At 72.6% G+C, this 24296-nt stretch carries 24 protein-coding genes; 6 read left to right on the top strand and 18 right to left on the bottom strand.

What is annotated here, in order from left to right; translation table 11 throughout:
• Nucleotides 1–37: 37 nt before the first annotated feature.
• A complete protein-coding gene (locus ACZ3KP_RS05115; protein WP_467496455.1) occupies nucleotides 38–1807 on the bottom strand; it encodes a PE-PGRS family protein in 1770 nt (589 codons plus the stop codon).
• Between the two features lie 413 nt (nucleotides 1808–2220).
• On the opposite strand from ACZ3KP_RS05115, the gene ACZ3KP_RS05110 reads away from it, so the two are divergent.
• Entirely contained in the window at nucleotides 2221–3024 is an 804-nt protein-coding gene (locus ACZ3KP_RS05110; protein ID WP_467496453.1) for a phosphotransferase, read from the top strand.
• Nucleotides 3025–3057: 33 nt separating this feature from the next.
• Here the strand turns inward: ACZ3KP_RS05110 and ACZ3KP_RS05105 are convergent, their stop codons facing one another.
• The 9 genes from ACZ3KP_RS05105 to ACZ3KP_RS05065 all read right to left on the bottom strand — a co-directional run bounded on the left by ACZ3KP_RS05105 (nucleotide 3058) and on the right by ACZ3KP_RS05065 (nucleotide 12391).
• Nucleotides 3058–3438, bottom strand: a complete 381-nt coding sequence (locus ACZ3KP_RS05105; RefSeq protein WP_132890845.1) for a toxin Doc — start codon at nucleotides 3436–3438, stop codon at nucleotides 3058–3060.
• A complete protein-coding gene (locus ACZ3KP_RS05100) occupies nucleotides 3438–3677 on the bottom strand; it encodes a hypothetical protein (protein ID WP_046727032.1) in 240 nt (79 codons plus the stop codon). Before ACZ3KP_RS05100 ends, ACZ3KP_RS05105 begins: the two co-directional genes overlap by 1 nt.
• A 78-nt stretch (nucleotides 3678–3755) precedes the next feature.
• Nucleotides 3756–4667, bottom strand: a complete 912-nt coding sequence (locus ACZ3KP_RS05095) for a GlxA family transcriptional regulator (protein WP_467496450.1) — start codon at nucleotides 4665–4667, stop codon at nucleotides 3756–3758.
• A 10-nt stretch (nucleotides 4668–4677) separates the two neighbouring features.
• Nucleotides 4678–5277 (bottom strand): isochorismatase family protein, encoded by a 600-nt coding sequence (locus tag ACZ3KP_RS05090; RefSeq protein ID WP_467496448.1) that lies wholly within the window; start codon nucleotides 5275–5277, stop codon nucleotides 4678–4680.
• Between the two features lie 40 nt (nucleotides 5278–5317).
• The gene (locus tag ACZ3KP_RS05085) at nucleotides 5318–5794 is read right to left on the bottom strand and encodes a helix-turn-helix domain-containing protein (protein WP_467496446.1); all 477 of its coding nucleotides are present in this window, start codon (nucleotides 5792–5794) and stop codon (nucleotides 5318–5320) included.
• 388 nt (nucleotides 5795–6182) lie between these two features.
• Nucleotides 6183–7835, bottom strand: a complete 1653-nt coding sequence (locus tag ACZ3KP_RS05080; protein WP_467496444.1) for a beta-1,3-glucanase family protein — start codon at nucleotides 7833–7835, stop codon at nucleotides 6183–6185.
• A gap of 161 nt (nucleotides 7836–7996) precedes the next feature.
• Nucleotides 7997–8989, bottom strand: coding sequence for a PP2C family protein-serine/threonine phosphatase (locus tag ACZ3KP_RS05075; protein ID WP_467496783.1), 993 nt, complete (start codon nucleotides 8987–8989; stop codon nucleotides 7997–7999).
• 229 nt (nucleotides 8990–9218) lie between these two features.
• Nucleotides 9219–9710, bottom strand: a complete 492-nt coding sequence (locus ACZ3KP_RS05070) for a hypothetical protein (RefSeq protein ID WP_360566230.1) — start codon at nucleotides 9708–9710, stop codon at nucleotides 9219–9221.
• Between the two features lie 410 nt (nucleotides 9711–10120).
• Nucleotides 10121–12391 (bottom strand): M4 family metallopeptidase, encoded by a 2271-nt coding sequence (locus ACZ3KP_RS05065; RefSeq protein ID WP_467496442.1) that lies wholly within the window; start codon nucleotides 12389–12391, stop codon nucleotides 10121–10123.
• A gap of 462 nt (nucleotides 12392–12853) precedes the next feature.
• On the opposite strand from ACZ3KP_RS05065, the gene ACZ3KP_RS05060 reads away from it, so the two are divergent.
• The 3 genes from ACZ3KP_RS05060 (at nucleotide 12854) to ACZ3KP_RS05050 (ending at nucleotide 15031) form a co-directional block, all read left to right on the top strand.
• On the top strand, nucleotides 12854–14062 hold the full coding sequence (locus ACZ3KP_RS05060) for a phospholipase D-like domain-containing protein (protein WP_467496440.1): 1209 nt from the start codon (nucleotides 12854–12856) through the stop codon (nucleotides 14060–14062).
• Nucleotides 14063–14135: 73 nt separating this feature from the next.
• A complete protein-coding gene (locus ACZ3KP_RS05055) occupies nucleotides 14136–14471 on the top strand; it encodes an STAS domain-containing protein (protein ID WP_467496438.1) in 336 nt (111 codons plus the stop codon).
• Between the two features lie 203 nt (nucleotides 14472–14674).
• Entirely contained in the window at nucleotides 14675–15031 is a 357-nt protein-coding gene (locus tag ACZ3KP_RS05050) for an ATP-binding protein (RefSeq protein ID WP_467496781.1), read from the top strand.
• Here ACZ3KP_RS05050 and ACZ3KP_RS05045 read toward each other — a convergent pair.
• The 3 genes from ACZ3KP_RS05045 to ACZ3KP_RS05035 are packed head-to-tail and all read right to left on the bottom strand — an operon-like array spanning nucleotide 15028 to nucleotide 18084.
• The gene (locus tag ACZ3KP_RS05045; RefSeq protein WP_467496436.1) at nucleotides 15028–15372 is read right to left on the bottom strand and encodes an STAS domain-containing protein; all 345 of its coding nucleotides are present in this window, start codon (nucleotides 15370–15372) and stop codon (nucleotides 15028–15030) included. The two genes, ACZ3KP_RS05050 and ACZ3KP_RS05045, sit on opposite strands and share 4 nt — an antisense overlap.
• On the bottom strand, nucleotides 15365–16456 hold the full coding sequence (locus tag ACZ3KP_RS05040) for a cobalamin B12-binding domain-containing protein (RefSeq protein WP_467496434.1): 1092 nt from the start codon (nucleotides 16454–16456) through the stop codon (nucleotides 15365–15367). Before ACZ3KP_RS05040 ends, ACZ3KP_RS05045 begins: the two co-directional genes overlap by 8 nt.
• A complete protein-coding gene (locus tag ACZ3KP_RS05035) occupies nucleotides 16453–18084 on the bottom strand; it encodes a PP2C family protein-serine/threonine phosphatase (protein ID WP_467496432.1) in 1632 nt (543 codons plus the stop codon). The genes ACZ3KP_RS05040 and ACZ3KP_RS05035 overlap by 4 nt, the downstream gene beginning before the upstream one ends.
• 194 nt (nucleotides 18085–18278) lie before the next feature.
• Between ACZ3KP_RS05035 and ACZ3KP_RS05030 the strand changes: the two genes are divergently transcribed.
• Complete coding sequence (locus ACZ3KP_RS05030) at nucleotides 18279–19121, top strand: YihY/virulence factor BrkB family protein (RefSeq protein ID WP_467496430.1); 843 nt, start codon at nucleotides 18279–18281, stop codon at nucleotides 19119–19121.
• 109 nt (nucleotides 19122–19230) lie between these two features.
• Complete coding sequence (locus ACZ3KP_RS05025; RefSeq protein WP_467496428.1) at nucleotides 19231–19734, top strand: MarR family winged helix-turn-helix transcriptional regulator; 504 nt, start codon at nucleotides 19231–19233, stop codon at nucleotides 19732–19734.
• A 30-nt stretch (nucleotides 19735–19764) separates the two neighbouring features.
• Here ACZ3KP_RS05025 and ACZ3KP_RS05020 read toward each other — a convergent pair whose 3' ends face one another.
• From ACZ3KP_RS05020 to ACZ3KP_RS05000, 5 genes are read right to left on the bottom strand one after another with little or no spacing between them, the layout of a single operon-like run.
• A complete protein-coding gene (locus ACZ3KP_RS05020; RefSeq protein WP_467496426.1) occupies nucleotides 19765–21489 on the bottom strand; it encodes a PP2C family protein-serine/threonine phosphatase in 1725 nt (574 codons plus the stop codon).
• A complete protein-coding gene (locus tag ACZ3KP_RS05015; RefSeq protein ID WP_467496424.1) occupies nucleotides 21486–22532 on the bottom strand; it encodes an ATP-binding SpoIIE family protein phosphatase in 1047 nt (348 codons plus the stop codon). The genes ACZ3KP_RS05020 and ACZ3KP_RS05015 overlap by 4 nt, the downstream gene beginning before the upstream one ends.
• Entirely contained in the window at nucleotides 22529–22978 is a 450-nt protein-coding gene (locus tag ACZ3KP_RS05010; RefSeq protein WP_467496422.1) for an anti-sigma regulatory factor, read from the bottom strand. The genes ACZ3KP_RS05015 and ACZ3KP_RS05010 overlap by 4 nt, the downstream gene beginning before the upstream one ends.
• Entirely contained in the window at nucleotides 22975–23388 is a 414-nt protein-coding gene (locus ACZ3KP_RS05005) for an STAS domain-containing protein (protein WP_467496420.1), read from the bottom strand. Before ACZ3KP_RS05005 ends, ACZ3KP_RS05010 begins: the two co-directional genes overlap by 4 nt.
• A complete protein-coding gene (locus tag ACZ3KP_RS05000) occupies nucleotides 23385–24275 on the bottom strand; it encodes an STAS domain-containing protein (protein WP_467496779.1) in 891 nt (296 codons plus the stop codon). Before ACZ3KP_RS05000 ends, ACZ3KP_RS05005 begins: the two co-directional genes overlap by 4 nt.
• Nucleotides 24276–24296 lie beyond the last annotated feature (21 nt).

The raw sequence follows: 24296 nt of genomic DNA, 5'->3' as shown, positions 1-24296 counted from the left end.
CGGAGTCAGGGTCGCGGCTACGGCTACGGCTACGGGGCTACGGCTTCGGGCGGGGTCCGACGAGGCTTTCATAGAGGGCTCGGCGTTCCTTCGAACCGTCCTCGGTCTCGGCGAGGGCCTTGTCCCAGTCCTGTTTGACCTCGTCCAGGTAGGCACGCCAGTCGCCGCCGTGGGCGGCTCCCATCTCCCGCAGGTCGACGAAGCGTTCGTTCTTCCCGAGACCGCCGGATCCCACCTTGTCGCCCTTGTGGCCGTGCAGCACGGACTCCGGGTTCGAGGTGGCCTCGGTGGAACGGAAGTCGTGCTCGTACCCGACCGGGCTGTCGGCGTGCGGCTTGATGGTCTCGATGCCGATCTGGAGCGAGCCGTCGCGGTCCATGGTGGGGCGGTGGTAGACCAGCAGGACGTGTCCGTAGGAGCCGTTCGGCAGGACCATGTCGCCGTTCCAGTCCTTGGAGCCGAGGCCACCGCCGGAGAAGTCCTGCCCCCAGAGCTTGGGGCTGGCGGCGCCGAACGCGAGTTTGTTGGTGGCGGACGCCAGGATGCCGCCCTTCTCCTTGAACGTGCCCGGCTGGCCGCCCTTGTTGGCTCCGATGGAGGTGCGGTGAGTGGCGAAGCCGCGCTCCGAGACGTCCTCGGCGGTCTCGCCCTTGGTGGCGTCCTTCGTGACGCCGAGGAAGTGGGGAAGCCAGTAGGCCGGTTCGTCCTTGGAACTCAGCGCCGGGATACGGACGTTGACCCGGCCTCCGTGCGCCAGGGCGCGGATGACGTCCTGTTCGTAGTTCACCTGGTGCTTGCCCTGCGCGGGGTCGTAGAGCTTCAGCCCGTTGCGCAGGATCAGCAGGATCTTGGTGAGCATCTCGCGGGCCCTGCCGTCCTTGCGGACGTAGTCGGGCGCCGTCTCCTTGCCACCCTTGCCGACCGGGCTGCCTTCCTCCGGGATGGCGCCGCCGTGCCGGCGCTCGGGGGCCATGCCTGCCGGATACAGGGAGTCGACGGCGGTTTCCCGGATCTGCTGGTCGCGCTCGGCTTCCAGGAGCTTGCGTTCGTCGGCCGAGGTGCCGGGCGCCTGGGTCAGCATGAACCGGCCGAGCGTGTAGTCCGGGCTGATCGGCGGCGTGGCCGCCTCGCGGACGGCCGGGTGGTTCGCGCGGACGGCCAGCGTCGCGGTGAGGACGCGTTTGCCCGCGCTCAGTTGCAACCAGTCCTTGAAGCTCCCCTTGAGGTACGCCTCCGCCTCGGCGTAGGTGCCGATGCCCACGGACTTGAGCCACTTCGGGTTGACGTCGGAGAGCTGCCTGATGTCGTCCAGGTCCTGCTCGTTGAACGCCTCGCCGCGCAGCACCCGGCGGTCCAGGGTCTTGCGCAGCCGGGTGGGGCCCTCGACCAGCCACTGTTCGGGCCACCAGGTGCCCGGCGCGAAGATGTTCCGTTTCGACTTCGTCTGGACGGTGTGCTGTTCGATCGAAGTGCTCAGCCTGGTGATGATCTCCTTGCCCGACTGGTCGGTGTCCGCGCTCTGTTCGGCTTCCTCGGTGGCGGTCTGCTCGTTCGCGGCCGAGGTTCCCGCGCGTTGGACGGTCGTCGCACCGGGCCGGCTGTGCCCGTGCTCGTCGTCGTGGTTCCGGTCGTGCGCCGGGTGGCCGTGTCCGCCGCCGGTTCCGGGGGACGAGGTGTGCTCGCCCGCGGCGGCGCGCTGGAGGTGCTGTATCCAGGCGCCGTTCAGGTCCGTCGGCGGTGACGCCGCACGCGGGGCTTCCTGCCCTCGTGCACCAGGGTGGTGGTGATCCCGCGCGACCGAGCGCATGGACGGTCCTCCTCGCCGAACTTCCCGTTGCCGAGCTCTCTGTTCTAGATCAGCGGGGCGGCACGACGGAAGGTACGCAGGGGCAGCCCCCGGTGCCTAACGGTCCTCCTCCGAGGGCGTCCGGCCTCTCGTCAACATCCTGACGACGGCCGTGTTTCCGGCCGTCCGCTGCAACGAGGCGAGACGTGCGGCGGCCGCGCTGTCGGGCGGGGCCGACACCACCCGGCTGCCGCGCCGCCGCGTCCCGCTTCCGGTTCCGGTTCCGGTTCCGGCAGGGTCGTCGGCCGAACCCGCCCCGGTGTTCACGTCCAGCCCCCGTTCCGTTCTCGTCCCACGGGGCGCCACTCGCACACCCTCCGCCGTTCTTCCAGGGTTCAACCTATCGAGGGCGAGCGGTGCGTGAGAATGGGCGGATGATCGCCCAGCCGCCCCAGGGCCCCGTCGAGTTCCCGCCCGTCGTCACCGAACGCGCGGCGGGGCGGCCAGCGCGGGCCGTGTGGCGGAACGAGCGCGGCGGACTGACGTTCCAGATAGGCGTGGGCGACCGACGGGAGTTCGTGAAGTGGACGCCGGCCGGCAACGGCATCGACCTCAGCGCCGAGGTGGCGCGCCTGCGCTGGGCGGCGCGGTTCACCGCGGTGCCGTATGTACTCGACGAGGGCGCCGACGCCACCGGGTCCTGGATCGTCACCCGCGGCCTGCCCGGACGCTCGGCGGTGGACGATCACTGGAAGCGCGACCCCGATACGGCGGTACGCGCGATCGGTGCCGGTCTGCGCGCGCTGCACGACGCGCTGCCCGTCGCGCACTGCCCGTTCGGGTGGGCGGCGGAGACGCGCCTGGGAGCAGTACGGTCCCGCGCGGCCGCCGGCCTGCTCGATCCGGCGGACTGGCACCCCGATCTCGGGCACATCGGCACCGTCGGGCACGCGCTCGGGATGCTCGCCGACATTCCCCCGGTCGACCGGCTCGTGGTCTGCCACGGCGACGCCTGTGCTCCCAACACCTTGGTCGGCGGCGACGGCCTGTGCACCGGCCACGTCGACCTCGGCACGCTCGGTACCGCCGACCGCTGGGCGGATCTCGCCGTCGCCACGTGGAGCACGCGGTGGAACTACGGTCCCGGATGGGAGGAGCCGCTGCTCGAAGCGTACGGAGTCGAACCGGACCGGGAACGGACCGCGTACTACCGGCTGCTGTGGGACCTGTCCGAGTGACCGCCGTCCGTCGCGGGTCACCCGCACACCCGGCTACAGCTTCCAGCCCCGCAGCCGGTCGGCTACGTCCTGGACGCCGATGCGGGTGTCCCGGACCTTGCGGACCAGGTCGGGCAGCGCACCGTAGGGCGGATCGATGCCCTCTCCGGCCTGCGCCATGTACTGGGCCGCGATGAACGCGGCATACAGGCTGTTGCGGTGCGGCAGCGGCTCCAGGCGGACGATCGTGTGCAGGAGCGCCGCGGCTCGCCACGCCGTGTCCGGGTCGGCCGCCGCCAGGGTGGGCAGCCGGGTCCTGTGCCGGGCGACGGCGGCCACCAGCGCCGAGTAGTCGGAGACGCTCAGGTCGTCGTGGCCGAGCGCGCTCTCCTGGACGTCCAGCAGCCAGGAGACGTCGATGTAGAGGGGAGGCATCAGGCGGCGGCAGCCCCGTCGCCGCGCTCGGCGGGTGGCACCTCGTCGGGGAATGCCTCGTCGAACTCCCCGCGCAACCGGTCGGCCCATTCGGTGGCACCGGCGACGAACCGCTTGCGCTGCATCTCACGGACTCCGAGGTCGTGCAGGTACTGCTTGAGGCTCTTGCCCTCCGCGGCGGCCGCGGCCCGGACACCCTCGAGTTCCTCGTCGGTGAAAGAGACGTTCAGGGAAGGCATGACGTCGATGGTACCTACTAGGTGCCTGACGGGTAAAGCGCCCGAAGTCGACGTCGGTGTCGGCGGTGGCCCGGCCGGTCAGTCCCGGCGTGCTCTCAGGCGGCGCAGCATACGAGGGTCCTCGAAACCGACCGCGCGGGCGGCGGCGTCGACGGTGGCGCCGTGGCTGATGAGGTGCTCGGCACGTTCCAGGCGGAGGGTCTGCTGGTAGCGCAGCGGGGTGAGGCCGCCGGTGGCGCGGGTGAAGAGCCGGGTGAGGGTGCGTTCGCTCACGCCCACCGTCGCGGCCAGCGCGGACAGCGGCAGGGGCCGGTCGAAGCGGGCGTCGAGCAGGTCCTGGGCGTGGTGCACGGTGTCGTCGAGGTGGGACCGGTACCTGAGCATGGCGCTGGCCTGTGGTTCATGACCGTTGCGCCGCGCGTAGACGACCATGTCCCTGGCCACCTGCGCGGCGACGGCGGGGCCGTGCCGGGTGGCGACCAGGTGCAGGGCCAGGTCGATGCCGCTGGCGATGCCGGCCGAGGTGACCACCCGGTCGTCGGCGGTGTACAGCACGTCCGGCACGACCGTCGCCCTCGGGTAGCGGCGCGCCAGTTCGTCCTGCACGTCGTGGTGGGTGGTGCAGCGTCGGCCGTCGAGCAGGCCGGCCCGGCCGAGCGCCTCGGCTCCCGCGCACACACTGGCGACGGTCCCGCCGCCGGCGTGGTGGTCCCTGAGCGCCTTCAGGGAGTCCGCGCCGAGGTCAGGGCTGCCGGCCAGGGTGCGCGCCCGCCAGCCGGGTACCACGATCAGGTCCTCGGGGCCGAGCTCCGGCCAGTCGAGCCCGGCCACCAGGGGCAGCCCCTGGGCCGTGCGCACCTGGGGCTGTTCGGCGACGTAGCTGAGGATGTAGGGCTGCCCGAAGTCGCAGGCGGTGGAGAAGACCTGTGCGGGGCCCGCCAGGTCCAGCAGATGGACCCCGGGCAGCAGGAGGAAGACGACGTGGCTCACGATCCGGTCATCATGCCCCGGGTTCGGCCGAGGACTCCAGTTGTCCGACGGTGGCGATGGTGGCGAAGCGTCCGGCGAGGGCGTACTCGGTCCGCCTGATGATCTCTTCGGCGCTCAGGGTACGGGGGTCCGCCAGCAGTTCGGCGATGCTCCGGTCGGCGGGGGCGTCACGGTGGGCGATGGGGTTGGTCGCGGTGGCGTCGACGACGAAGGTGACCGAGTAGCCGAGGTCGCTCGCGACGCGGGTGGTGGTCTCGACGCACTGCTCGGTCCGGATGCCGCAGACCGTGAGGTCCCGGATGCCGCGCTCGGTGAGGAGCTGTTGCAGGTTGGTGGTGGTGAAGGCGTTGTGCGAGGTCTTGTGGAGGAGCGGTTCGGCGTCCAGGCGCCGCAACTCCTCCATCAGCCGGACGTGGCCGAGGGCGGGGTCGAACACGTCGCCGCTGCCGGGCTCGGAGTGCAGCACCCACACCACCAGGTCGCCCGCCCGGCGGGCGAGCCGGACCAGTCGGTCGACCTGGTAGGCGATCTTCGGGTCGGAGATGGTCTCCCACAGCGGGCGGGCGCGGAAGGATTCCTGGACGTCGATGACGATCAAGGCTCGGGTCATGCCCCCAGCCTGACCGGCGGGGTCACCGGGGCGACAGGCCTCATCGGGTCCCGGTGCGGACCGATCCGGTCACGGGGGCGGGTCCCGGTGCGCCGGGCTGTCCGGTGGCCCTGGCCAGTTGGTGCAGGGTGAGGTCCAGTACGCGCAGCAGAGCCGCTGTCTGCCGGCCGTCACCGGTCCAGCTGTGCGTCTCCTCGGCGCGCTCGTACGCGGCCGGTTCCATTCCCACGGAGTGGGCGACCTTCGCCGCGGTGAGCCGGCGCGCGAGACGGTGCTCCCTCAGGGTGCGCGGGTCCTGGATCTCCATCAGGTCCGTGGTCCGGCACCAGAGGACGTCCGCGAGGACGAACAACTCGTCCTCGGTGGGGCGGTACTCGCCGACCTCCCACGCGTGGATCACCGAGATGTCGACGGGGACCCCGCAGGCGTTCATCTGCTCCGTCACCTGCTGGGGCGACAGCCCGAGGCTCTGCCTGGCCGACATGGCGACGACGGGGGAGAACGGCGGTCGGTTCACTGGCCGGCCCTTCCTGTTGCTGGTGGCGCAGACCGTGTCCGCTGGCACGATCCCGAGCAGAGTCTCGCCGCGGGCGGCCGTGGCCGCGACAGGATGACCGCGCTCCTGCGCGCTCGTCCCCCACACATGCCTTCGCGGCCGGTTCGAAGGCCCCTCTCCGCGGCCCCGGGGACACGCGAATGCTGTTCTCCAGGGCAGCACGGCGGGCGGTGCGCACCGCGGTCTCGGCCTCGGCAGCGACCGGCCGGACGGCCGCGGCGCAGCCCGCGCTCCCCTCTGGTCGCCCGCGCACGTTCCGTTCGCGAGCCCTGCGGTCACGGGGGCAGGACCGGGGCCGGCACCGGTGGGCGCCCGGCCAGGCCCATCCCGGCCGGGCTCCCGGCCTTGATCAGCTGGTGAAGGTGAACCAGTTGATGTTGGTGAAGTCCGAGTTGCTGCCCGCGAAGACCAGGTAGACGTCGTGGACGCCGGTGGCGGGGGCGACGATGTTCGCGGGGACCGTCTGCCAGTTCTGCCAGCCGCCGTTGTTGGCGAAGTCGATCTCGGCGATCTTCGTGCCACCGGTGCTGTCGAGGCGCACCTGTACGGCGCCGCTGACACCCGAGGCGGCGCCCGACGCCAGCCGGGCCTTGAACTGGTTCGGCGAGGCCGAGCCGAAGTCGACGGAGGAGAACTTGAGCCAGTCGCCGTTCGAGAGGTAGCCCACGTCGCTGCCTCCGCCCGTGTCGGAGCAGCTCTCGGTCGAGGTTCCGCTCTGCGCCGAGTAGGACTCGGCCTGGATGGTGCTGTACGCGCTGACGGTGCCCGAGCCCGGGCTGCCCGGTCCGCTGCCCGCGCCGGCGCCCAGGGTGACGGTCCACGAGGTGGGCGCGCCGTCCTGGAGGTGACCGTCCACCGGGGCGGAGCCGGTGGGGCCGACGTCGTCGTAGGGGAAGGCGTAGCCGATGGTGGCGTACTGATGGACGAGCCGTGCGTAGTGGTTGGTGATCGCGTCCTGGTAGTACTGGGCGGGTGCCACGCCGTCGGGCTGGTTGTTCCCGCCCGGGACCAGCAGGGAGCTGCGGTTGAGCGCGGCGGCCAGCCGGGCGGCGATCGCCCCGCGCGCGTCCGGCCCCGAGTTGTAGAGGGGACCGGAGGCGCAGCCGAAGATGTCGGCGGCGCTCGGCCTGGTGAACGGCACACCGTTGGTGTCGAGGCCGGAGAAGACGATGGCCCCGCCGGAGACGGTCCCGGTGTAGGAGCCGATCCCGCCCTGGCCGTTGACGGTCAGCGGGGTGGCCGCGTAGTGGCTCCAGACCCGGTTCAGGTAGTCGTCCCAGTAACCGCCGAAGTCGACCGGTGAGTGCGCGGGCGACAGGACGCGCAGGACGGCGCCGGAGGAGTCGGTGACCACCAGTCGGTCCCAGGGTGCTCCGTCGGAGGCGTGCTGGGCGCGCAGGCCGGAGGCGATGGCGGCGAGGGCGCCCGAGGGCAGGGGGCTGACCGACTGGTTGCCGCCGCTGCCGGTGCTGGCCATCGAGACGGGCAGCGCGACCATGTCGACGTAGGAGATGTTGGCGTAGAGGTTGGCGCTGTTGAAGGTGAACTCGCAGAACGTCCAGTTGGTGGCCCAGTTGGGGTCGGAGCTGACCAGGGCGGGCTGCACCAGGCCGGGTACGGTCCCCGGGTTGACGAAGAACTGGAGTTTCTGCCCGACCGAGAACCACACCCGGCCGCCTATGACGTGGTCGGCCAGGTTGACGGTGGTGGCGGCCGAACCGGAGGCGCCCAGGGGGATGGAGTGGTCGGCGACGGGGGTCACCGTGGACGACGGGTTGGGCAGCCGGATCAGGGCGCCGTTCGCGGAGACGAAGACGGGCCAGCCGGTGCTGTCGGAGCCGGTGATGTAGGCGTAGACGGTGTCGTGGCCGGAGTTGTTCGCCAGTTTCACGGGGAGTGGGACGCCCGCTGCCGCCGCGGTGGCGGCGCGGGCCGAGAGCGGGGTGAGTGCGGCCGCGGCGGCGGTACCGGCGGCGGTCAGGAAGGTACGTCGGGAAACCACAGGTCCTCCCGCGGACATGGGGGGCCGTCAGGAACGTGACGGTTGGAGGGTGGTGCGCCGGGTGGGGTCCGGTGGGGGGTGAGGTTATTGGACTGGACCAATGCGGTCAAGGGTTCCGGAGTCCCGCAGCGGCGGCGGCCCGGCGGATCGGCCGGTGAGCCTCACCGGTAGCGGAGCAGCAGCATGGCGGCGTCGTCCTGGAGCGGGCCGTTCATGTGCTGGAGGAGGTCCTGACGGAGGGTTTCCAGGGCGGCCTCGGGGTCCTCCTCCTTGAGCAGGTGGGCGCGTTCGGCGAGCGGGTAGAAGCGTCCGCCCCGGTCCCGGGCCTCGATGATGCCGTCGGTGTACAGCAGCAGTTGGTCGCCCGGCAGGAAACTCGCCCGGTAGGGCTGTGGTCCTGCGACGCCGGGTGCGCCCAGGCCCAGCGGCAGTGCGTGGGTCTCCGGTTCGGGCAGGTCGACCGTGCCGTCGTCACGGACCAGCATCGGCGCGGGATGGCCGAAGTTGAGGAAGGTCACCTGGTGGGCGCTGACCTCGGCGAGCACGGCGGTGACGAACCGCTCGCCGTCCAGTTGCCGGTCGACGGAGCGGGCCAGCCTGCTGCCGACCTCCTGCAGATCCGCCTCGTCGAGCGCCGCCTCACGGAACGCCCCGAGGACCAGCGCCGCCGTCTCCACCGCCTCCAGCCCCTTGCCCTGGACGTCCCCGACGATCACCCGCACGCCCTGCGGCGCGGCGACGACCTCGTACAGGTCTCCGCCGATCCGGGCCTCGGCCACGGCGGACGTGTAGGAGACGGCCGCCCGCAGCCGCCCGGCGAGCTTGGGCACGGGCTTGAGCAGGACCCGCTGCGCGGCCTCGGCGATCGACCGGACGCTTTCGAGTTCGGCCTCCCGCTTGCGGCGCATGGACACGGCCACCAGTCCGGCGACGGTGACCCCCAGGACGGAGCCGACGGCCATGACTCCACGTCGCATGTCGGTCAGGTCGTCGACCCAGCCGAGTGCGACGCACAGCAGCAGGGAGAGTCCGCCGACGCACGCGGTGCGCTTCCAGCCGCCCACGAGGGGGGCGAAGGCGGGTCCCACCGAGACCAGCGGCAGGAAGCCGAGTGACGGGCCGGCCACCACGTCGGCCACGGCGACCGCGCCCATGACCGCGAACGGCAGCACGGACAACGCCCTGGACCGGCGGCTCTGTTGGCGGCTCTGTGCGGACACGTCTGCGAAACCCTCCCCCGGTGACCGGATCGGCACGGCGCATCATCGCAGACGTACCCGCCGTTCCCCGGGAATAGGCGACAGCCGGCCGGGTGGGCACCACCGCGGTACGAACCGGACGAGTGTGCGGCGCGCCGGCCGCCCGGACCGTACCGGTCCCGGGTCAGCGGCCCTCGCCCCGGGGCCGGCCTCGGGACGGGCGGGGTGCCCGCCGCGGGCGTCGCGCGGGCCGGGGTCCGTCGTCGGACGGCCCGGCGGCGAGCGACGAGAAACCTCCGGGGATCCCCGGCCGCGCGGCGGCGGGCGGCTGCTGCTGCTCGGCGGGCCGCCCGGCGGCGGTACGGCTCGGCCGCTGGGCGCGGGCGAGGACGCTGATGTGCGGGAGGACCCGGGCGCACGCCTCGCAGATCTCCTCCAGCGTCCAGACCCGCCCGACGGCCGGATCGTGCTGGAGGACCAGCGCCACACCGCCCGCGCACTGCGTCCTGGTGTCCGGGTGGGCCTCGCACTGCTGTGCGCCGCAGTGGCAGCGGGCGTTGGGCCGGACGGTGGCCGCCCTCGCGTGCGCGGCCGCGTGCCCGGCGGCGAACGCGCGCAGCGCCGCGAGGTCCTTGGAACGCGGCGGCATCCGGCAGGCCGCGGTGCTGCAGGTCACGGTGGCCGTCCGGTCGGCGTGTCCGGTCAGGCGGACCGTCCAGACCCGCCCGGGGACGCGCTCCGTAGGTGATTCGCTGTACGCAGTCGTCACGTGCGTCCGTTCTGGTTGATCGACGAAGACCCTCCACTATGTGCTACCCGGCCGGGCGAAGGACAGCACGTTTCCGCGGCGATCCGTTCCGCGGGCGCTGCGCAGGCGCCCGCTCCCGCCCGGGTGCCGCGCCCGACGGGCCGCCCGCCGTTCCCCCTGAAGAGGGACGCGCCGAACGCGGGATCCGGCTCGGCAGCCGGGTCGCCGGCAGCGAGTGGCCGCCCAGGGCGAAGAGCTCGTCGTCCACCGAACGGACGGGGAGGCGTCGGCCCACGGCTGCGCGGGCCGACGCGTACGACCGGTGGAGCCGGGGGGGCTCAGGGCATGAGCCGCCACTGTTCGATGTAGCCGACGTCGATCGCGGCCCGGTCCTGGACACGGAGCTTCCAGGTCCCGGACAGGGGTTGCGCGGAGGCGTCGACGGTGAAGGTCTGGTCGACGTTGTCGGCGGACCCGCCGCTCCGGTTGAGCAGGGAGTAGGCGGTTCCGTCGGGGCCGACGAGGTCGACGGTCAGGTCACCGCGGTAGGTGTGGACGATCTTGACGTAGACCTGGGTGGCGGCGGAGGCGTTGCCGGTGCGTCCGGTGACGGTGACCGGGGACTCCACCGCGGGGCCGTTGTCGGGGATGTCGACGCGGGTGGCGTTGGCGTAGACGTAGGCGATCCGCCAGGAGAAGCGCTGGGTGGCCGAGGCGCCGGTGGCGTCGGTCACCGTGACGGTGACGTCGCTGGTCCCGAGGGTGGTGGGAGTGCCGGACATCAGACCCGTGTCGCTCATCGTGATGCCGTCCGGCAGACCGGTCGCGCGGTAGGTCAGGCCGGCGCCGGAGTTGGTCGTGTAGGCGTCCGCCTGGAGGGACACCGCCTGCCCGATGCCGCTGATCTGGTCGGCGATCGGGGTCACGTTCACGCCGAGCGCGATCCGGTTGCCCACGTCGACCGCCGCCCACGCGTCGGCCACGGCGAGGTAGGAGGGGCTGTAGGCGCCGAACAGGTCGGCCGCCGCCTGGAGGGTGGCCGTACGGGCGCCCGCGTAGTCGGTGCTCGACGTCATGTAGGTGGTGAGGGCGCGGTACCAGACGCGCTGGGCGTTCTCGATGCCGATGCCGGTCACCGGCCGGCCGTCGTAGGTGGGGCTGTCGTACGCGACGCCGTTCACGGTCTTCGCGCCGCTGCCCTCGGAGAGCAGGTAGAAGAAGTGGTTGGCCGGCCCCGAGGAGTAGTGGACGTCGAGTCCGCCCAGCGACGGGCTCCAGTTGTCGCTGGACGCGCCGTCCTTGGAGGGCTTGTCCATGTAACGCAGCGGTGTGCCGTCGCCGTTGATGTCGATCTGCTCGCCGACCAGGTAGTCCGGGACGTCGGCGGGCAGGTTCTCGTAGAACTCGACCGCGGCGGCGAAGATGTCCGAGGTCGCCTCGTTCAGGCCGCCCGACTCCCCCGAGTAGGTGAGACCCGCGGTGGCGGCGGTGACGCCGTGGCTCATCTCGTGCGCGGCGACGTCGAGCGCGGTGAGCGGGTGGGTGTTGCCCGCGCCGTCCCCGTAGGTCATGCAGAAGCAGCTGTCCTGCCAGAAGGCGTTGACGTAGTTGTTGCCGTAGTGGGCGCGGCTGTAGGCGGCCACGCCGTCGTTGCGGATGCCGTTGCGGCCGAAGACGTTCTTGTAGAAGTCCCAGGTGGCCGCGGCGCCGAAGGCGACGTCGACGCCGGCGGTCTGCCGGTTGGCCGGGGTGCCGTCGCCCCAGACATCGTTGTCGTCGGTGAAGAGGGTGCCGGTGCCGGAGGTGCCCTGGTTCAGGTCGTAGGTGCGGTGGCCGGCCCGGTCGCCGTCGACGAGCTGGTAGGTGGAGCCGGAGAGCGTGGTGCCGAGGGGCACGGTCCCGTTGAACTGGCCGGTGCCGGTGCCGGTTTCGACGCCCTGGTACTGGAAGAGCTGTTTGCCGGAGACCGCGTCGGTGATCACGTGGAGTTCGTTGGGCGTGCCGTCGTCCTGGAAGCCGCCGACCACGGACTCCCAGGCCAGGGCGGGCTTGCCGGAGGCGGCCCAGACCACGAGCCGGGGGTCGCGGTCGAGCGCCCGGTGCCCGGCGCCCGCCTTCGCGGCCGCGCCGAGTGCGCGGGCCTTCGCCGTGGCCGGGGATATCCGCGCCTTGGTGGACGGGACCGAGAGGGCCGCCCTCGAAGCCCGGGAGACGGTCAGGCGGCCGGCGCTGTCGTGGACCACCAGGTCGCCGCCGAGGACGGGCAGGCCGGCGTAGGTGCGTTCGTAGCGGGTGTGGGTCGTGCCGTCGGCGTCCCGGGCGACGTCCTTGACGACGAGCCTCTCGTCGGCGCCCAGGCCGAGGGACCTCGCGGTGTCCGGGGCGTCGGCCGCGGCGCTCCTGAGCAGGGCCGTGCGCCCGGCCGGGGAGAGCGGGGCGGGGGCCGCGCCGGCCCGGGGCACGGCATGGACGGCGGCGGGGCCGGGTTCGCCGGCCGCGGCCAGGGCGGTGCCGGTCTGGAGTCCGGCCGCGAGCAGGGTGGTTGCCGCGGTCAGCGCCAGGGTGGCGCGGTGTCTGATCCGACGGTGGTGACGGTCCTGCCGGAACATGGCGTTCTCCTTCTGTGGGGTGGTCGGGCTCGGTGGAGCCCGGAGAGCGGGGCGGCTGGGTCGAGCCGTCCGGCGGCGCGCGGGTGAAGGGAGGAACGGGTGGAGCCGGAAGAGGCACGGTGCGACGGGATGACGTCTGCGCTGCCGTGCGGTGAAGTGGGGGCAGGGTGTGGGGTTTTCGTGAGGTTTCCGTGTGTTCACGGTGAAGACCTGGAGAGCAGCCTGACACCCGACGTTCGATGTTGTCATGACCGCACCATGACAACGGCTGGAACTGGCGGTTGCGCGCCCGGTCTTCACCCTCGCGTCGGCCACCGGGCCGGCCCGCGTCCCGCCCGTGCCTGCTGCGCGACGGGCGTCACGGCGACGGCTGGAGTACGGCGGTTCCGGCCGGGCATCCGGATGTTCGGGCTCGTCCGGCAGCCCGTGTCCTTCTGTCTTCCGGCCCCTGGGGGAATCGGCGTGATACTCGACGGCATACCGGCACCCCCGGCGCGCGCCGCCGCGCCCGACGTGGCGGCGCGCAAGCAGCGCCTGCGCCGCCGCCTGGAGCGGCTGATCGGCGTCGCCGCCACCGAGGGCAACGACCTGACGCCCCTGCGCAACGGCGACGAGATCTTCCCCGCGATGCTCGGCGCGATCCGCTCGGCCCGGCACACCATCGACCTGATGACGTTCGTGTACTGGCGCGGGCAGATCGCCCACGACTTCGCCACCGCCCTCGCCGAGCGGGCCCGCGCGGGAGTGCGGGTACGGCTGCTGCTCGACGGCTTCGGCGCCAAGGAGATCGAACAGCGGCTGCTGGACCTCATGGGCGACGCGGGCGTGCAGGTGGCCTGGTTCCGCAAACCCGTGTGGCTGTCTCCCTTCAAACAGAACCACCGCTGCCACCGCAAGGCCCTCGTCGTCGACGAGGAGACCGCCTTCACCGGTGGCGTCGGCATCGCGGAGGAATGGTGCGGTGACGCCCGCAACCCCGCCGAGTGGCGCGACACCCACGTCCGGGTGCGCGGTCCGGCCGTGGACGGCATCGCGGCCGCGTTCGCACAGAACTGGGCGGAGTGCCACGACGACCTCTTCGACGAGCACGACCGCTTCACCGGGCACGCGGGAACCGGCTCGTCGGTGGTGCAGGTCGTCCGCGGTTCCGCGAGCATCGGCTGGCAGGACATGCAGACCCTCATCCGGGTCATGCTCACCTCGGCCGAGGAACGCTTCCGGCTGGCCACCGCCTACTTCGCGCCCGACACCTACTTCATCGGCCTGCTGTGCGAGACCGCCCGGCGCGGTGTGCGGGTGGAGATCCTGCTGCCCGGCCCCCACACCGACCAGCGCGCCTGCCAACTGGCGGGTCAGCACCACTACACACGGCTGCTGCGGGCCGGTGTCCACATCCGCCAGTACCAGCCGACCATGATGCACGCCAAGATCATCACCGTGGACTCGGTCGCCTCGCTCATCGGGTCGACCAACTTCAACCGCAGGTCCATGAACCACGACGAAGAGGTCATGCTCGCCGTCCTGGACGAGGAGTTCACCGCCGAACTCGACCGCGACTTCGAGGCGGACCTGAGACACAGTGTGGAGATCGACCTGACCCGATGGAGACGCCGGGCGTTGCTGCAACGGGCCAGAGAGGCCGCGGTCACCCCGGTCCGGCGGTTCCTGTGAGCGGGCCCGCCGCCCGCCGTATCCGCCCGGGATCGGCTTGGCAGCGCAAACGCCCAGGTGACACGATGACCCCATGCCCGCGGCCCACGCCATGAACGTCCACGTCAGCCAGCACGACCAGGCGCTGCACGTCGTCCTGCGCGGAGAGCTGGACCACGACGACACGGAAGCCGTCGCAGGCGCCTGGGAAGCCGCCGACCGCGCGGCGCTGGCCACGACGGTGGTGGATCTCGCCCAGGTCACCTTCGCCGACAGCATGCTGCTCAACGCGCTCCTCGAAGGCCGACGCCGGCACCACACGGCCGGCCGCGCGTTCGTCCTGCGCGGCCCGCTCCCCCTGCCGGTGCGCCGGCTGCTGTCCATCAGCGGCACCCTCGGACACTTCACGGTCCTGGACCCGGACCCCTGAGCGGCACCGGGACACCGGTCAACCCCATGAGCACGGCCACCGCGGGCCGGCGAGAACAGCGCGCACCACGACCCGCCGACAGGAAGTCGAACGCACCGCACGGGAACTCTATGGTCATCCCTCTTGGAAACCAGGCCACGGACGAGCCTGTCCCGGCAGCGCCGTCACAGTACGGCGTCGCCTGGGGCAGCGAAGGCACCTCCATCGCTCACGCGCGGCACGCCGTGCGCACTCTGCTCGTCGGGGCAGGACACCCCGCGGACCGCCAACCGGCCCTGGACGCGCAGCTCGTGGTCAGCGAACTCGTCACCAACGCCCTTCGCCACGCGCCCGGCCCCGGCCGGCTCCTGCTGGAACTGCTCCCGGAGCACGGCCTGCTCCGGATCACCGTCCACGACCGCTCACCGCGGCAACCGTGTCCGCTCGACCCCGACCCGCACCGCGTCGGGGGACACGGCCTGCACCTGGTCTCCCGGATCTGCGAGCGGTTCCACACGGTCCTCCTCGACGACGGCAAGCAGGTCACGGCCGAACTGAGCCTGCGCCGGGAGGAGACCTAGCCGCTCGCGCCCGCGGTGAGGTGGTCCAGGACGTTGGTCAGGCGCAGCACGCGCTCCAGGACCTCCGGCCGGTTGTCCAGGCGGAGAGTGGCGCCGACGGCGCTGGTACGGCGGTGGACCATCAACAGGGCGGCCAGGCCCGTGGAGTCGATCCAGGTCAGGCCGTGGAAGTCGACGCGCACCTCCTGGGGCGGCGCGCCGCCGGCCGTCAGGTGCTCGACGACTATGTCGATCAGGTCGTCGCCCGTGTCGTAGTCGAGTTCGCCACACACCCGCACGGCCAGCGTGGCGGGTTCGTGGACGACGGTGACGGCGAACTCAGTGGGCCGGGAATCAGTCATGTGCGGGTGCCGAGGTCGGGGACAGAACGGTGGGGCGGCCGCGCAGCGCGGCGCCGCCCGCCTCGATGAGGCCGACGGCGCGGGGGAACTCGCGCAGGTGGCCGGCGAGGACGTCGAGGGCCGCCGGCACGGAGCGGGCGGGCACGTGCCGGGCCTCCAGGATGTCGGCGGTCCAGGTCAGGAACGAGGTGAACAGCTCGGGGTCGTCGACGTAGAGGGCGGTGGCCAGGAAGTCGACGATGTGGGTGAGGTCCTCCGCGGTGCGCTCGCGTTGCGCGTCGTCGTAGCCGCGCACGGCCGGGAAGCGGGTCTCCAGGCCGGTCAGGGTCTGCCTGACGAGCTCGGGGCGGGACCGGACGACCATCGTGTACTCCTGGTCGGCCAGGTGCGGCAGGTCGTCCGCCACCTGCCGGATCGCCGCCGGACGGGCCCTGGGCAGGCCCGACGCGAGCACCTCGGCCGCCCCGCGCGCGTCGGCCGCCCACTGGTCGGCACCGAGCGCCCGCGCGTAGCGGCCGTCCGCACCGAAGGCGAGGCCACCGACCAGGACGCGGACACCGAGGGCCTGGCAGGCGGTGACGGCGGCGTGCGCGGCCGGCAGGTGGGTGGGGATCGAGCCGGACAGCAGGACGGCGTCGGGGCCGGTGTGGTGCAGGTGGGCCACCAGGTGCGGCGTCGGGGTCTGGGCGCCCAGATAGTCGACCCGCCAGCCGCGGAGGTGGAGCACCTCGGCGACGAGCCGGGCGGGGAAGGCGTGCCATTCGCCGTCGATGCAGCTGACCGTCACCCGGCCCCGGTGCGGCAGTCGCCGCTCGCGGACCGGCCGACGGTGCGCGAGGGAGGCGATCACCCGTTCGTTGATGGCGGTGGCTGCGTGTTCCTGGGCCACCGTGATGCGGTCGGCGGCCCACTCGGAGCCGACTCTCGCCTGGACGGGCGCGATCACCTCGAGCAGCAGCGTCTCCTCGGGCACGCCGTCGGCCACCGCCTCGTGGACGATGTCGGCGGCCCCGTGCTCGTCGCCGTCGACCACCGCCTGCCACAGCCGGTCCGTCAGCTCGGCCGCCGCGGTGGGCTCTCTCACGTACTCCTCCTGCTGTACCGCCTGTCCGGCCGCCCGTCGTCGGCCGTCGGCGGGCCGTCCCGGGGAACCCTGATGACGACGGCGGCCATGTCGTCGTGGCGGCCGGCGCCCAGCCACTGGGCGGCCAGCATCTGCACCCTTTCCACAACCGCTTCGGCCGGCAGTCCCGCGCATTCGGCCAGGGCCCGCCGCAGCCGGTGGTCACCGAAGAACTCGTCGCCCAGCGGGCCGCCGCGTGCCTCGGTGATGCCGTCGGTGTAGAGCAGACACGTCTCGCCGGGTTCCAGCACCGTCTGGACGGTGTCCGCCGTGACGGCCGGCAGCGCGCCGACCAGGGTACCGTGCGTGGCCACTTCCTCCACCGTGCCGTCGGCCCGGACGATCAGCGGCGGCAGGTGCCCGGCGCTGGTCAGCCGGAGCCGGACCCGGTCGCCCTGGCGGCGGACCGAGGCGAGCACCAGCGTGGCGAAACGGGTGTGGTGGGAGGAGAGCAGGGCACCGTTGAGCAGGTCGAGCACCCGCTGGTGGTCGTCGGTCAGCGGCAGCAGCGCGTGCAACGTGTTGCGGATCTTGCCGGTGAGCACCGCCGCGTCCAGTCCCTTGCCCGCGACGTCCCCGAGGACGACGAGGGTGTCCTTGGAGGGGTCGGAGCCCGGGTGGACGTCGTAGAAGTCCCCGCCGACCCGCTCGTGGTCTCTGGCCGCGCGGTAGCCGCCGGCGTACTCGACGCCGTGCACGCTGCGGAGCGTCGGGGGCAGCAGCTCGCGCATCAAGGTGGCGGTCACCGCGGCCTGTTCGCCGTAGAGGCGGGCGGCGGACAGGGCCGCTCCGGCCCGGGCGGCGAAGAGGCGGGCGAAGACCTCCTCCCCCTCGGTGAAGGACTGCTCGGTGCTGGACCGCAGCAGGATCAGCGCCCCTGCGGGTACGCCGTGACCCGGAAGCGGGGTGACGATCACCGAGCCGAGCGGGCCGGGGAAGCCGTCCGGGGTGACCCAGTCGGGAATGTCGGCGGGGTCGATCCAGCGGGCCGACACGGGCGGGAAGCCCTGGAGGGCCTCGGCCAGGCCCGGCACCGCGGTCACGTCGACCTGCCGGGTGGCCCGGGTGACGGGACCGCCCCGGTTCGCGAACGTCAGCGAGTGGCGCCGTCCTTGGGGCGGCGCGACGACGACGGCGGCGTCGGCCAGATGCGCGGCGGCCAGGAACGCCGACGCCTCCATGCAGCGTGGCACGTTCAGCGTGGACAGCAGGGTGCTGGAGACCTCGGACAGGATCTCGGTCCGCGTCCTCGTGTCGGTGAGCGCGGCCTCGGCCACGCGCCGGTCCGTGTCGTCCACCAGCCACCACACGACGTCACCGCCGCCGGCCGCGGTCGGATGCCCCTCGAAGTGACGACCGTTGATACGTCCGTTCGGCAGGCCGGCGCCCGTACCGCTCCCCTCCGTCCCCGCACCGCCCAGGCGTGCGTGGGCACCGGAGAGCCAGGCGGGAACCCGCTCGTCCAACCGGTCGCCCCCGGCCGCACCGGGCAGGAGTATCCGCGCGGCCTCGTTCAAGTCGACGAGGACGCCGTGCTGGTCGACGACCAGGACCGGGTAGGGGGCCTCGGTCCAGGTCGCACCGACCACGTGACCGGCATCGGGCGGACGGGCGGATGTGTGGGGGGAAGCAGACACAAGCGGAGGCGCGCGTCCTGCGCGCCTCACCACCTTCCTGCTCTCGAAAAATAGATGTCTTACGACAACAGTCCCGCATCCACCCCCGCCATGGCAACCTGCCCGGGCGAGCTGCCCGAGGACAAAGAGGTGAGAGCATCCGTCCCATGGATGAAACCGACGGTCGCGCGGCCCGCTGGTGGGCGGCCCTGCGCCGTACACCGGTGGCGGTCTGGAACGACGACATCACGGACTGGGCCGCCGCGTTGACGTACTACGCGGTCCTGGCCCTGTTCCCGGTGCTGCTGGTGGTCCTGTCGATCGTGGGCCTGTCCATGCCGACGGCCCGGCCCGATGTCATCGAGCGCATGTCGGAAGCCGTTCCACTGGAGTCCCGCGCCCTGCTGCACAGCACCCTTGAGGAGATGGCCCGGCAGTCGTCGGCGGAATGGACGCTGGTCTTCGTCGGCGGGGCAGGAGCCCTGTGGTCGGGTTCCAGCTATCTGAGCGTCTTCCGGCGGGCGTTGCACGCCATGCACGGCGTCAGCGCGCACCGGCCGGTCTGGCGCACCGCTCCGCGCATCCTCATCACGGCGCTGGTCCTGATCACGCTGCTCGCCACGACCACCCTCGCGTTGTTCCTGACCGGCAGTCTGGCCCGGCGGCTCGGCCGGGTGCTGGATCTGGGCACCGGGCCGCAGGCCGTCTGGGACGCGCTGCGGTGGCCGGTGGTGGCCGTGGTCGCCGTCGCCCTGGTGCTCGTCCTCTACCGGTCGGGTCCGGCGTCCTCGCGTCCGGTGCGGAAGATGGCGCCCGGCGGGGCGCTGGCGGTGGTGCTCGTACTGGCGGTCTCGTTCGGGTTCGCCGTCTACACCGCGCACGCCGGCACCTATCACCGCCTGTACGGTTCGCTGGCGGGCGTCGTGGTCTTCCTGGTGTGGCTGTGGCTGGCCAACCTGGCCCTGTTGTTCGGCGCACAGTTCAACGCCGAACTGTCGGCACGCTCGTGACGACGCCGGCCGCAGAGCACCCGCGGCCGTGCCGGTTGTACTGCGCCTCTTTGGGTACAGCGATGGAATACGGGTGTTCCCGCAAACGCCTGGTCTCACTGAAAGCGATGTGTTCGTGACACTTCCCGGCGGAGCCGACGACCGCGCGGTGGGCTCGGTTGACGATCCGAGTGCGGACGCGCAGAAGATCTCCGATGCCGTTGAGCGCCTTGCGGACCTGTGGTCCACGGCTGCTCAGGAGTCGACGGTACGGTTCTCCCTCCATCAACTGCGGGCGCTGCAGACACTGGAGAGAGCGCCGGAGGTCAATGTCACCGGCCTGGCGGAGCGCATGGACATAGGGCTGCCCACCGCCAGCCGGCTGTGCGACCGGCTGGAGGCGGCGGGCATGCTGGAGCGTTCGCTGCATCCGCGCAACCGCCGCGAGGTGCGGTTGCGCCTCACCGGGCAGGGGCGCCGCGTCCTGGGCGAGGTGGCGTGCCGGCGCACCCAGGCCCTCGCCGGTGTGCTGGCCGCGATGGCACCCGCGGACCGCTCGGCGCTGATCCGCGGCATGAAAGGTTTCGCCTCCGCGCAGAGCGAGACCGCCGTGCGGCCTCCGCAGCGGCCCTAGGGACTGTCCTTCCGCGCGTGACCGGGGGTGTCACTCCGGTTGCCCGTCCAAGGGGCGCACGGGGCGGCACAGCAGGAGGCAGACGTCGTCGTCGCGTTCGGACTCGTGCACCAGGGACTTGAGCAGCGACTCGGCGCACCCGTCGAGGTCCGCCAGGTCGGAGTCGCCCAGCGCGGCCAGGGCCTGGCCGAGCAGTTCCACACCCGGGTCGATGCCCTGGGACCGCCGCTCCACCAGGCCGTCGGTGTACAGGACCAGGGTCGAGTCGGGCGGCAGTTCGACGGTGTGGTCCTCGTACTCGAACGGAAGCGGCACTCCGAGCATCACGCCCGGCCGGGTGTCCAGGACCCGTACGCTTCCGCCGGGCGCGCGCACCACGGCCGGCGGATGTCCGGCCGCCGCCCAGACGACCTGCGGGTCACCGGGCCGGAACCGGGCGATCACGGCGGTCGCGTACAGGTTCGGCTGCTGGTGGCAGAGCATGCGGTGCAGGCGGGTGAGGATCCGGGCGGGGCTGTCGTCCTCGATCGCGTAGGCACGCAGCGCGGTGCGCAGCTGCCCCATGATGACGGCGGCGCGCAGCCCGTGGCCGGTGACGTCCCCCACCACGGTCAGCAGGCTTCCGTCGGGCTGCGGGAAGGCGTCGTACCAGTCACCGCCGATGTTGAGACCTCGGGTGGCGGGGAGGTAGCGGGCCGCCAGATCCAGGCCCTCGGCGGCGGGCAGGTCGGTGAGCTGGGCCCGTTGGAGGGCTTCGGCGGTGTCCCGGTGCTGTTCGTAACGGCGCGCGTTGTCCAGGGCGATGGCGGTCCGGCGGGCCAGTTCGACCAGCATCACGCTGGTGTCCGCGTCGAAGCGGTCACCGGGGGCGGTCAGGGTGAGCACGCCCGAGGTGTGGCGCACGGTGAGGGGGATGCACAGCAGCGGCCGGTCCGGGGAGAGCGCGGAGGGCGGCAGGTCGTCGACGCCCGGGAGCTCGCCGGGACGGGGTCCGGCGTGCTGGGGACGGTCGCAGCGGGCGGCGGTGACCGCCGCCGCGGAGTGGGTGGCGGTCGGGGCGTCCGGTTCGTCGAAGAGCCATACGTCGACCTGACTCGCGTACTCGGGGACGAGCAGTTCGGGGAGGCAGCGCAGGATGGCCTCCTGGTCGAGGGAGGCGGTCACGGCGGCGCTGGCGTCGGCGAGGAAGTTCAGCAGGCGCCGTGCCTTCTCCGCCTCGCCGCGTGCGGCTCGTTCGGCTTCGAGCAGTTCCCGCTGGGTCCGCGCGGCGGCGTCGAGTTCGGCGTGCAGGGCGAGCACGCCCTGGTTGGTCTGGTGCAGTTCCTCGCGGTGCAGGCGCAACTGCTCCTCGGTCTCGTCCAGTTGCCGCAGAAGGGCCGCGGTCCCCTCGTCGGCCGCCAGGACCGCCTCAGCGTGCGTGGTGTCGAGCGGCCCCTCGGGCTGGAGCGGGTCGCCGGTCCGAGGGCCGGGGCAGGTCAGTGTCAGCTGCCAGGGCGTGCGGCCGGGCTCGGCGGAGACGGGTGCCACGACGGCGCGCACGAGGGTGGTCCCGTCGGCCGCCGACGGACGGGCGGTGAGGGTGAGTTCGGCCCCGCCCCGGCCGAGGCTCTCGCGCATGCGGGTGGTGAGCGCGGTCAGGAAACGGGCCTGTTCGACCGCGGGCGCCCCGGCCGCGGCCGTGAGGCGCGCGGCGCGGACCCGGGCGCTCAGGGCATCGGCGGCCGAGGTGATTTTCCGGACGTACGGCTGGTTCACGGGCTCCCGGCCTGTCGGTCGGAGGTCAGGACGGCCACACAGGTGTCGTCGCGGCCGGGGCTGGCCGCGCTGCTGGCGTCCCGCAGGACGGTAGCGGCGACCACCGCCGGCTCGCGGGCGAGGAGGCCGGGGTCGTCGGGCGGCACCCACCGGCTGGGCAGCCCGTCGCTGTGCAGTACGAGCAGGCTGCCCGGCGTCCAGGGCAGCCGGCGCTCGGGGACGGTCGCCGGGAACTGGGCGCCGACGATGCCCGGATGGGAGACGAGGTGCTGCCAGGAACCGACGGTGCGCAGCCGGGCGCCCACGTTGCCGACTCCCGCGAACGCGAACTCCCCGTCGGCGGTGTCCACCTGGGCCACGGCGACCGCAGCCCCGCGCGTGTCCCGGAGGGCCGGGTGCATGCGGCGCAGGATCTCGGCGGGTGTCAGGTGCGCGACCCGGTGCAGTTCCTCGACGGCGGCGCCGGAGGCGTGGGCGGCCTTGGCTCCGTGGCCGAGACCGTCGGCGAGCATGAAGGTGACCCGGGAGCCCGACCGGGCGCAGCTCCAGGCGTCTCCGGAGTGTTCGGCCCCCGCGAGGGGGATGTTGATCCCTCCGGTCCGGACGGCGGGCCGGTTCGCCTCCGGCCCGGCCCCCTGGTCGACCCGGGCCATGGCGACGGTGCCGCGCGGGGTGCTGTACAGGTCGAACGCGCTGGAGATGCGCCGGCAGGTGCCCAGGCCGGCGCCGAGGGACGCCTCGCTGGTGGTGTAGCCGTCCCGCATGGCCGCGCCGACGTCCCGGATGCCGGGGCCGTGGTCGAGGGTGAGGAGCTGCACCGCCCGGCCGCGGCCGGCCGGTCCCGGACGGTCGACGAGGTCGATCACCAGACGGCCGCCCCCGGCGTGCTTGAGCAGGTTGGTCGCCAGCTCGGTCGCCACCAGGGCCGCCACCGCGGTGCGGTGGGCGTCCAGGCCGGCATGGGCGCTGGCGGTCTCGGCCGCCACCCGGGCGTCCCGTACCCGGGTGGAGTCGTGCACGGGAACGACCCAGACGCGCGTCATCCGGACCCCTGCCGGCCGGCGGGCACACCCGTGGCCCAGGCGACGAGGGTGACGACGGTGCCCTCACCGGGTTTGGTGTCGATGGTGAACTCGTCCACCAGGCGCCGGGATCCGCTGAGGCCCAGCCCGAGACCACCGCCGGTGGTGTAGCCGTCGGTCATCGCCAGCTCCACGTCGCGGATGCCGGGGCCCTCGTCCATGAAGGACAGTTTCAGACCACGCCGGGGCCCGTTGGTCAGCGGGGTGATCGTCGCCTGCCCTCCCCCGCCGTGGATCAGGGTGTTGCGGGCCAGTTCGCTGGCCGCGGTGACGATCTTCGTCTGCTGTACGAGCCCGAACCCCAGGCCGGCCGCGAACTGCCGCACCTGGTGACGCACCCATGCCAGGTCGGCGTCCGAGCCGATCGGCAGGCTCGTCGCCGTGGCGGAGTCGGAGGTCGGTGTCACGCCCACCCCGCACGGGTGCCCGGGGCGGCCGCGGAGGCACCCTGCCGGAGCAGTTCGAGGGCGCGCTCGACGTCGAGCGCGGTCACCAGGCCGGGCAGCGTCAGGCCCAGTTCGACCAGGGTGATCGCGACGGCGGGGCGCATCCCGCACACGACGGTACGGGCGGCCAGCAGGCGCGCGCTGGCGGCGATCTCGGCGATGACCCGGCCGAGGAACGAGTCGACGATCTCGACCCCGGAGACGTCGATGACCACACCGCTCGCCTCGCTGCCCGCGATGCGCTCGGTGATGTCCTGCTGGAGCTGTTCGGCCACGCTGTCGTGCAACTCCCCCTGGAGGGACACCAGCAGGATGTCGCCGAGTGCCAGCACGGGCACCAGGGCCGAGTGGCCGGGAAGGGTGCCGGTCATCGGGGGCTCGCACCGGCCGTGTGGGAGACCTCGATGCCCTGCCGGCCGAGCGCGTGGGCCAGGGCGTCGGCCAGGGAACTGCGGGTGAGGACCGAACTCAGGTCGATGCCGAGGTGCACGATGGTCTGCGCGATGGCCGGACGGATGCCGGAGACGATGCACTCGGCCCCCATCAGGCGGGCCGCGGCGACCGTCTTCATGAGGTGCTGGGCCACCAGCGAGTCGACGGTGGGCACGCCCGTGATGTCGAGGATCGCGTAGCGGGCCCGCTGCTCCACGATCGCATTCAGCAGCGACTCCATGACCACCTGGCTGCGGGCGCTGTCCAGGGTGCCGATCAGGGGCACCGCGACGACGCCCTCCCACAGGTTGATCACGGGGGTGGCCACTTCGAGCAGCTGCTGCCGCTGCCGGGCGATCAGCTCCTCGCCGGCGTCGACCGTGGTCTCCATGATGACCAGGCTGAGCGTGCCCATCAGGACGGTCAGCGCGAGCCGGACCTCCAGGGCCTGGTCGCCGGGCAGGTCACGGAGTGCGTCGCGGAGCATCCCGGCGGTCGTGACCCGCAGTCCGGCGGCCTCCTCGGCTATCTGGGCCGGGCTGAACCCGCTGCGGGCACGCGCGGCGGCCATCCGCCCGAGCTGCTCCCGCACGGAGTCGAAGCCGGGGGCCGCGATGTTGTCCAGCAGGCCGGCCGAGGCCACGTCCGCCAGAGCGTCCACGACGGCCTTGCAGGCCTCGACCGCCTCGTCGCGCGAGACGGTGAAGACCGTCCTGAACAAGGGCGCGTCCGCCCATCGCTGGGCGATCTGCTCGCGATGGCCTTCCAGGAAGGCCGTCAGCTCCCGCGCCGCCGACTCGGCCGCTGGCTGTTCCGGCACCTGCATCGTCTCCCTCAAGCTCGTATT

The organism is Streptomyces sp. NPDC020958 (assembly GCF_055562175.1).
This window is presented reverse-complemented; position numbering and strand designations above follow the sequence as displayed.

What these genes read in the sequence shown, in the direction of transcription:
- ACZ3KP_RS05115 (WP_467496455.1), bottom strand. Translation starts at nt 1,807, where the DNA reads ATGCGCTCGGTCGCGCGGGATCACCACCACCCTGGTGCACGAGGGCAG.
- ACZ3KP_RS05110 (WP_467496453.1), top strand. Translation starts at nt 2,221, where the DNA reads ATGATCGCCCAGCCGCCCCAGGGCCCCGTCGAGTTCCCGCCCGTCGTC.
- ACZ3KP_RS05105 (WP_132890845.1), bottom strand. Translation starts at nt 3,438, where the DNA reads ATGCCTCCCCTCTACATCGACGTCTCCTGGCTGCTGGACGTCCAGGAG.
- ACZ3KP_RS05100 (WP_046727032.1), bottom strand. Translation starts at nt 3,677, where the DNA reads ATGCCTTCCCTGAACGTCTCTTTCACCGACGAGGAACTCGAGGGTGTC.
- ACZ3KP_RS05090 (WP_467496448.1), bottom strand. Translation starts at nt 5,277, where the DNA reads ATGACCCGAGCCTTGATCGTCATCGACGTCCAGGAATCCTTCCGCGCC.
- ACZ3KP_RS05075 (WP_467496783.1), bottom strand. Translation starts at nt 8,989, where the DNA reads ATGGGCGCGGTCGCCGTGGCCGACGTGGTGGCCGGCCCGTCACTCGGC.
- ACZ3KP_RS05065 (WP_467496442.1), bottom strand. Translation starts at nt 12,391, where the DNA reads ATGTTCCGGCAGGACCGTCACCACCGTCGGATCAGACACCGCGCCACC.
- ACZ3KP_RS05055 (WP_467496438.1), top strand. Translation starts at nt 14,136, where the DNA reads ATGCCCGCGGCCCACGCCATGAACGTCCACGTCAGCCAGCACGACCAG.
- ACZ3KP_RS05045 (WP_467496436.1), bottom strand. Translation starts at nt 15,372, where the DNA reads ATGACTGATTCCCGGCCCACTGAGTTCGCCGTCACCGTCGTCCACGAA.
- ACZ3KP_RS05030 (WP_467496430.1), top strand. Translation starts at nt 18,279, where the DNA reads ATGGATGAAACCGACGGTCGCGCGGCCCGCTGGTGGGCGGCCCTGCGC.
- ACZ3KP_RS05015 (WP_467496424.1), bottom strand. Translation starts at nt 22,532, where the DNA reads ATGACGCGCGTCTGGGTCGTTCCCGTGCACGACTCCACCCGGGTACGG.
- ACZ3KP_RS05005 (WP_467496420.1), bottom strand. Translation starts at nt 23,388, where the DNA reads ATGACCGGCACCCTTCCCGGCCACTCGGCCCTGGTGCCCGTGCTGGCA.
- ACZ3KP_RS05000 (WP_467496779.1), bottom strand. Translation starts at nt 24,275, where the DNA reads ATGCAGGTGCCGGAACAGCCAGCGGCCGAGTCGGCGGCGCGGGAGCTG.